Source organism: Marinifilum caeruleilacunae, from assembly GCF_013141825.1.
Lineage (GTDB): Bacteria > Bacteroidota > Bacteroidia > Bacteroidales > Marinifilaceae > Marinifilum > Marinifilum caeruleilacunae.
Genome location: NZ_RZNH01000045.1, coordinates 37248 through 43804 on the forward strand (window position 1 = coordinate 37248; position 6557 = coordinate 43804).

The following is a 6557-nucleotide window of genomic DNA, read 5'->3' on the forward strand; positions in this document are numbered from 1 at the left end:
CTACAAACTATGTGTACAAAATATCATCACAAAAAAGCTAAGAACATTAGCATATTCGGGTCTATAGCCGGACTCTTTGTTTTTTTACTGATTTTAGGTAGTTCTCTTCAAACCATTGCACAAACCGATGAATTCGCTAATGATCCGGTGAGCGGAACATTCGAAACAGGATTACTTGCCGAAACTCAAACTGTAGTAACCCCATTCGCAGGTGAATTTGAGCTACATATTCAGCACAGATTTGGATTGATCGAAAATGGACTGGAAGATGTTTTCGGGATTTATTCGAGCTCTAATATCCGTATGGGGATCAATTACGGGATTACCGAAAAATTTATGATTGGATATGGCTATACAAAAGATTTTAAGCTACAGGAGTTTCATGGTAAGTATAGAGTGTTTACACAAACCGAATCGAATTCAATACCCGTATCAGTAGCCCTTTATGCAAATCTTGCCATTAACTCGCAGGATGAAGAGGTATTTGGAAATGATTACGCATTTTCGGATCGACTGGCCTATTTTTCTCAAGTATTGATTGCTCATAAATTCAACGATAATATTTCCTTGCAATTTGGCCCTAGTTTCACTCATTTCAATAAAACAGATACTTTGGTTGAGCATGATAAGTTTGCCCTTTCATTGGCAGGCCGTGCAAAGGTAAGTCCTTCAATGTCGGTATTCTTCGAGTACGATCAGCCTTTAAATATCGATGACATGAGAGAATATGATTCGGATGAGAACGATCCGGAAGCAAATTTATCTTTTGGTATAGAAATTGGTACTAGTACTCATGTATTCCAGGTATTTATGTCGAACTATGAGGGAATAACCCCACAAAGGAATACTTTATACAATAAAAACAAAATTGGTGATGGGGATTTTCTGGTTGGATTTAATATCTTAGTTAGATTCTAAAGTCCCTTATTTTAAAATATTTAGTTATGAAAACTTTCAAGATTTTTATCTTAGTTGCCATTGCAATAGTTGGCTTTTCTTTTACCGTTCAACAAAAAAAGGCAGCTCCATGGGAAATCCCTGCTGAGTACAAAAACATGGAAAATCCTTTGGCTAACGACAAAGCAAGTATCAACAAAGGGAAAATGGTTTACATGAAGCATTGCCGCTCTTGCCATGGTAATACCGGATTGGGAGATGGACCTAAAGCTGCAAGACTTAAGACCTTCCCAGGTGATTTTTCAAGTGCAGAATTTCACGCTCAAAGCGATGGAGAATTGTACTACAAATCGATAATTGGTAGAGATGAGATGCCGAATTACGAGAAGAAAATTCCAAGCAAAAAAGATCAATGGGCCGTTATTAATTACATGAGAACATTTAAGAAATAAGGTAATCGTGATTGAATAAAAAAAGGGTATTCGTTCTATTACAATACCCTTTTTTGGTAAATCCAAAAATCAGAATATCACTAACAAAGCTCAACCCATATGAAACTATTAAAGCTACTCTTGGTTTGCTCTTTATTTTTAGCAGGCATACTGGTAAATGCTCAAGAGAAAGAGGCCAATAAAAACCATTCCTGTCTTAAATGTCATGGTCATACAACATTTAAGTACATGAATGAAGATTTTGGAATGGAGATAAAAGAGTCGATGTGTGCGAACCGAATGATTGATACGCTCGCCTACGCACAATCAAATCATGGTATGTTTAAATGTACCGATTGTCACTCTCCAGAGTACGAAACATTTCCGCATCCCGGTCAGCTTAGAATGGAATTAATGTATGCCTGTAACGATTGTCATGGCGGCGATCCGGAATATGCAAAGTTTCATTTCGAAGCCATTGAAGAAGCCTTTTACGAAAGTATGCACTACAATCGCTCACCAGATGCTTTCACTTGCTGGAGTTGTCACAATCCACACACTTATAAAACACAGGCACGCGTTGGCGAAAATATCATCGAAACTGTTCGCTACGACAATAACATCTGCCTTTCCTGTCATGCCGATGTTAGCAAATACGAATTGCTAACCGAAAGGGAAAATATCAACATTTTGCAATCGCACGATTGGCTTCCAAACCAGGAACTGCATTTTAAAAGTGTAAGGTGTATCGAATGTCATACTCAATTATCGGATAGTTTGCTGGTTAGCCATGTTGTAATGCCAAGAGACAGCGCCATTAGAGAATGTACTTCATGCCATTCGGCAAATTCTCATTTAATGGCTAGTTTGTACCGTTATAAAAGTCTTGAATCGAGAAAAGGAGGCGGTTTTTTGAATGCCGTTATTCTTAACGATTCCTATGTAATTGGGGCAAATCGAAATCAATATCTCAATATTTTAAGCGTTGTGATTTTTGGCTTGGTTTTAATTGGAATTTTTACTCACGCTCTTATTCGTATTCTTAAACGCAAATAACTATGGCAGACGAAAAACTATACTTGTACCCGATATGGATTAGAATTTGGCATTGGTTAAATGCTGTGTTTTTTATTGTACTATTGCTTACGGGCATCAGTATGCAGTATTCCAATCCCGATAATCCATTTTTAATTTCTTTTGAGCTGTCGGTTCAATTACACAATATCTTCGGTATCCTAATCAGTATCAACTATTTGATCTTTATCATTGGAAACCTGTTTACATCCAATGGAAAACAATACAAAATGAAAACAAAAGGATTGTTTAAAAGATTGTACGATCAATCGGTTTTCTACCTTTTCGGGATGTTTAAAAAACAGGATCCTCCATTTGATATTTCTGTTGAAAATAAATTCAATCCCTTACAGCGTTTTATCTATTCAACAGCAATGTACATTGGATTTCCAATTATTATAGCCAGCGGATTTGCATTGCTATTTCCTGAAATTATCATTCCGCAAATATTTGGTTTGAGTGGAATCCTAATCACTGCTCTTATTCATGTAATAATAGGCTTTATCCTGTCACTATTTTTGTTCATACACATCTATGTGTGTACCATAGGAGCATCCATTAGCAGCAATTTTAAGAGCATGATTACGGGTTGGCATTAAATTAGGACCTAACAACAGAGAAACGGATACAATTAATTTTGTATCCGTTTTTATTATCTTTCAGGCAATTAACTATTTTTTAACAAAAAAATCCAATTTCTTTTCACCCATTTTAAATCTTTAGCTGTCTTAATATCGTAAAGAATAAAAAAGTAACTACTTTTGTATCGGAAAAACTGAGATGAAAAAAATGCTTCGAAATATTGTTACAATGCTTCTGTTGGGTTTTTACCTTACGGGATTTTGTGGTGTGCATTTTATCAAGCATAGCTGTTTCTCTTGCGATCATTCCGAAATTCATCTTACAGCCGATGCCGATTGCAGTGATAGTAAAGATTGTCATTGTTGTTGCAATCAAGATGATCATGACAAAAAGCATCATCCTGAAACTGCCGATTTAGATTCGGTAATTTGCTGTGATTACGATTTGGTTTATCTAAAAACCAATCCCAATACTACAATAACAGAAACAAGCAAGGCTCCTTTAGCCCTTGAAACACTTTTGTTTGTTATTAACACCTTAAGCACATATAAATCATCAATGGTATCACCATCCGAAACCATTTATATCGATGATTATCCTGATGACTATATTCGGGTTGACAGGAACAAACTGTGCACTTTTATTTGTTGATATCCTTTACACTTATTGGTATTTGCGCAATACAAACATTCTTGTTATTGTGTAGCGTTACGCGTGTAAAATCTTAATTACAAACACTATAATGCTTGTTGTTAATTCTAGTAGCAGCAGCACAACCGAATTATCTTATCATGAAGATTAAAATCATAATATTTATTCTCTTATTTATTCCATTTGTTTCATCGGCAAAAGGCAAAGTGATCAAGGGTAAAATTGTCGAAAATCAAAGTTCAGGTGAATTTGTACCCTTGGCAGGAGCATCAATTTTCTGGAAAAACACCAGTATTGGAACAGCTGCGAATATGGACGGTAATTTTACCATCGATGAAATCAACGAATCTAAAACCCTTGTTATCCAGTTTGTTGGATATAAAACCAAGGAAGTAAACATCAATGAATTCAATAATCAGGAATTGCTGATTCAGCTCGACCCTAATATCGAACTAAACGAAGTAATTGTTGCAGAAAGAAAGCTAGGAACGATACTCGACCGTGACAATCCAATTCAATCGCAGAGTATAACCGGAGCAGAACTGTGTAAGGCTGCATGTTGTAACCTTTCCGAAAGTTTTGAAACCAACGCATCGGTCGATGTTTCGTATGCCGATGCAGCAACAGGTGCAAAATCGATTAAACTGCTTGGTTTAACCGGAAAGTACATCGAAATGATGACGGAAAAGAATCCCAATTTTAAAGGTCTGGCATCGGTTTATGGTATGGTATATGTTCCGGGACCATGGATGGAATCCATTCAGGTTTCGAAAGGCGTTGGATCGGTTATTAATGGATATGAGTCGATTACAGGGCAAATCAATATCAATTACCTTCGTCCACAAAGTTCTCCAAAATTTTACCTGAATACTTTTGCCAACAGTATGGGAATGGCAGAAGTAAACCTGATTGCTTCGGCAAAACTTTCGCCACGACTTAGCACATCTATCCTGGCTCACGGACAAGATAACGATCGCGAAATTGATCACAATCACGATCATTTTCTGGATGATCCAATGGTAACTCAGTACAATTTCATCAACCGTTGGAACTGGGATGCAAGTAAAAACTTTAAGATTCAATTTGGTGGAAAATTCATCGACGAAAGAAGAATTGGAGGGCAAAAAGATTACAAGGAAGATCAAACCAACGACATGAACAATGCTTATCGTATTGATATTGACACAAGAAGATATGAGGCATTTGCCAAGTTTGGTTACATCCTTCCCAATGACGAGGACAGAAGTATTGCATTAATCACCAATTTTGCCTCACATGAGCAAAATTCATTCTATGGCTTAAGAAATTACGATGCCGAGCAGAAATACTTCTATGCCAACCTTTTGTATCAATCGTATATTGGCAACTTAAAGCACAAATACACTGCAGGTTTATCTTACATTTACGATGATTTTCAGGATTACCTAAGCGGCGATAACCTAGGTACAAACCGAACTGAAAAGGTGGCTGGCATTTATGCTGAATACAGCTGGTTACCAAACGATAACATCACATTACAAACAGGATTACGTTACGACGACCACAATATTTACGGTGGTTTTGTAACCCCACGTTTGCATTTCAGATATCAGTTTGCACCAAAAACTACCGCCCGCCTGGCAGTAGGTAGTGGGAGAAGAACATCCAATCCAATTGCAGAAAATAGCTTTCTTTTGGCATCAAGCAGATCAATCGAAATTACTGAAGAGTTAAAACAAGAAAAAGCCTGGAACTTCGGCTTGAGCTTAACCCAGTATTTTGATCTGTTTGGAAGAGGTTTTACCCTTTCGGCCGATTTCTATCATACTGTATTCGATAACCAGATTATTACTGATTTGGACAATAGCGTTGACAGGGTTCGATTCTATAACCTGGATGGAAAATCTTGGGCAAACAACTACCAGGTGGAGTTAAAATTTGCTCCTGTAGACAGGTTCGATGTTGTAACTGCCATTCGCTTCTCTGATGTAAAGGCTGATATTAACAACAAATTCCAGAAAGTTCCCTATGTAAATCGCTTTAAAGGTTTAATTACAACTTCATATGCAACCAACTTTAACAAATGGCAATTCGATTTCACTACCCAGCTAAATGGTGATATGAGAATTCCTTCGACCCAGGAAAATCCAAGTGAGTTCCAAAGAAGAGAAAAGTCGCCGGTATATGCCGTGATGAATGCACAGGTTACCAGACGCTTTAAAATCTGGGAAATTTATGTAGGAGTTGAAAACCTGGGCAATTACACACAGGATAAGCCAATTATCGCTGCAGAAGACCCATTTGGCGAGTATTTCGATGCTTCGATGATATGGGGACCAATTCAGGAAAGAAAATTTTATGTCGGATTAAGATTCACAATTGAATAAAAACGATAACACCTAACCAATAAAAATAAACAACATGAACAAATTATTTAAGATCTTAAAAAGTACATTACTAGTGCTAAGTATTGTACTATGCTCTACTCTATCTTATGCTGGAAACAAGGATGCAAAAAAGGTAGAAACGGTAGTTTTCAAAGTGGAAATGGACTGCATGGGTTGTGCTGGAAAAATTGAAAAGAACATTCCTTTCGAAAAAGGGGTAAAAAAGTTAAATGTTGACTTTAAAGCACAGAAAGTAACCATTACTTACAAAGCAGATAAAACAAGCAAGGAAAACTTGAAAAAAGCTTTGGAGAAATTGAAATTTAAAGTGGAAGAATTTAAAGCGTAAGTACTTTTCTTCATAGAAGAAAGGGGCGAATCTTATGATTCGCCCCTTTTTATATTAATGTGTCCCGTCCTGAAATAAGTTGACAGTAAATCGACTTATTTATGAAAATATTGAGAAAGACTGTAGCAAGGCGTACCCAACGAAATTATAATTTATCCTTTAAATTGTCAGTTGTACGTCAAGTTGAAGAAGGGGAAATGACCTACC

7 protein-coding genes are annotated in these 6557 nt (G+C 36.7%); all 7 read left to right on the forward strand.

What is annotated here, in order from left to right:
* Positions 1-9 precede the first annotated feature (9 nt).
* The 7 genes from ELS83_RS19220 to ELS83_RS19250 all read left to right on the forward strand — a co-directional run bounded on the left by ELS83_RS19220 (position 10) and on the right by ELS83_RS19250 (position 6350).
* Entirely contained in the window at positions 10-918 is a 909-nt protein-coding gene (locus tag ELS83_RS19220) for a DUF5777 family beta-barrel protein (RefSeq protein ID WP_171597167.1), read from the forward strand.
* Between the two features lie 26 nt (positions 919-944).
* Entirely contained in the window at positions 945-1349 is a 405-nt protein-coding gene (locus ELS83_RS19225) for a c-type cytochrome (RefSeq protein WP_171597168.1), read from the forward strand.
* Between the two features lie 99 nt (positions 1350-1448).
* A complete protein-coding gene (locus ELS83_RS19230; protein WP_171597169.1) occupies positions 1449-2384 on the forward strand; it encodes a cytochrome c3 family protein in 936 nt (311 codons plus the stop codon).
* Between the two features lie 2 nt (positions 2385-2386).
* Complete coding sequence (locus tag ELS83_RS19235) at positions 2387-3001, forward strand: cytochrome b/b6 domain-containing protein (protein WP_171597170.1); 615 nt, start codon at positions 2387-2389, stop codon at positions 2999-3001.
* 190 nt (positions 3002-3191) lie between these two features.
* Positions 3192-3635: a hypothetical protein gene (locus ELS83_RS19240; RefSeq protein ID WP_171597171.1), complete on the forward strand. Its 444-nt coding sequence runs from the start codon at positions 3192-3194 to the stop codon at positions 3633-3635.
* 140 nt (positions 3636-3775) lie between these two features.
* Positions 3776-6001: a TonB-dependent receptor gene (locus tag ELS83_RS19245; protein ID WP_171597172.1), complete on the forward strand. Its 2226-nt coding sequence runs from the start codon at positions 3776-3778 to the stop codon at positions 5999-6001.
* A 34-nt stretch (positions 6002-6035) separates the two neighbouring features.
* Positions 6036-6350, forward strand: a complete 315-nt coding sequence (locus tag ELS83_RS19250) for a heavy-metal-associated domain-containing protein (RefSeq protein WP_171597174.1) — start codon at positions 6036-6038, stop codon at positions 6348-6350.
* Positions 6351-6557 lie beyond the last annotated feature (207 nt).

Bases quoted from the DNA above. Each gene is read 5' to 3' on its own strand.
- ELS83_RS19225 (WP_171597168.1), top strand. From the start codon at position 945: ATGAAAACTTTCAAGATTTTTATCTTAGTTGCCATTGCAATAGTTGGC.
- ELS83_RS19230 (WP_171597169.1), top strand. From the start codon at position 1,449: ATGAAACTATTAAAGCTACTCTTGGTTTGCTCTTTATTTTTAGCAGGC.
- ELS83_RS19245 (WP_171597172.1), top strand. From the start codon at position 3,776: ATGAAGATTAAAATCATAATATTTATTCTCTTATTTATTCCATTTGTT.
- ELS83_RS19220 (WP_171597167.1), top strand. From the start codon at position 10: ATGTGTACAAAATATCATCACAAAAAAGCTAAGAACATTAGCATATTC.
- ELS83_RS19235 (WP_171597170.1), top strand. From the start codon at position 2,387: ATGGCAGACGAAAAACTATACTTGTACCCGATATGGATTAGAATTTGG.
- ELS83_RS19250 (WP_171597174.1), top strand. From the start codon at position 6,036: ATGAACAAATTATTTAAGATCTTAAAAAGTACATTACTAGTGCTAAGT.
- ELS83_RS19240 (WP_171597171.1), top strand. From the start codon at position 3,192: ATGCTTCGAAATATTGTTACAATGCTTCTGTTGGGTTTTTACCTTACG.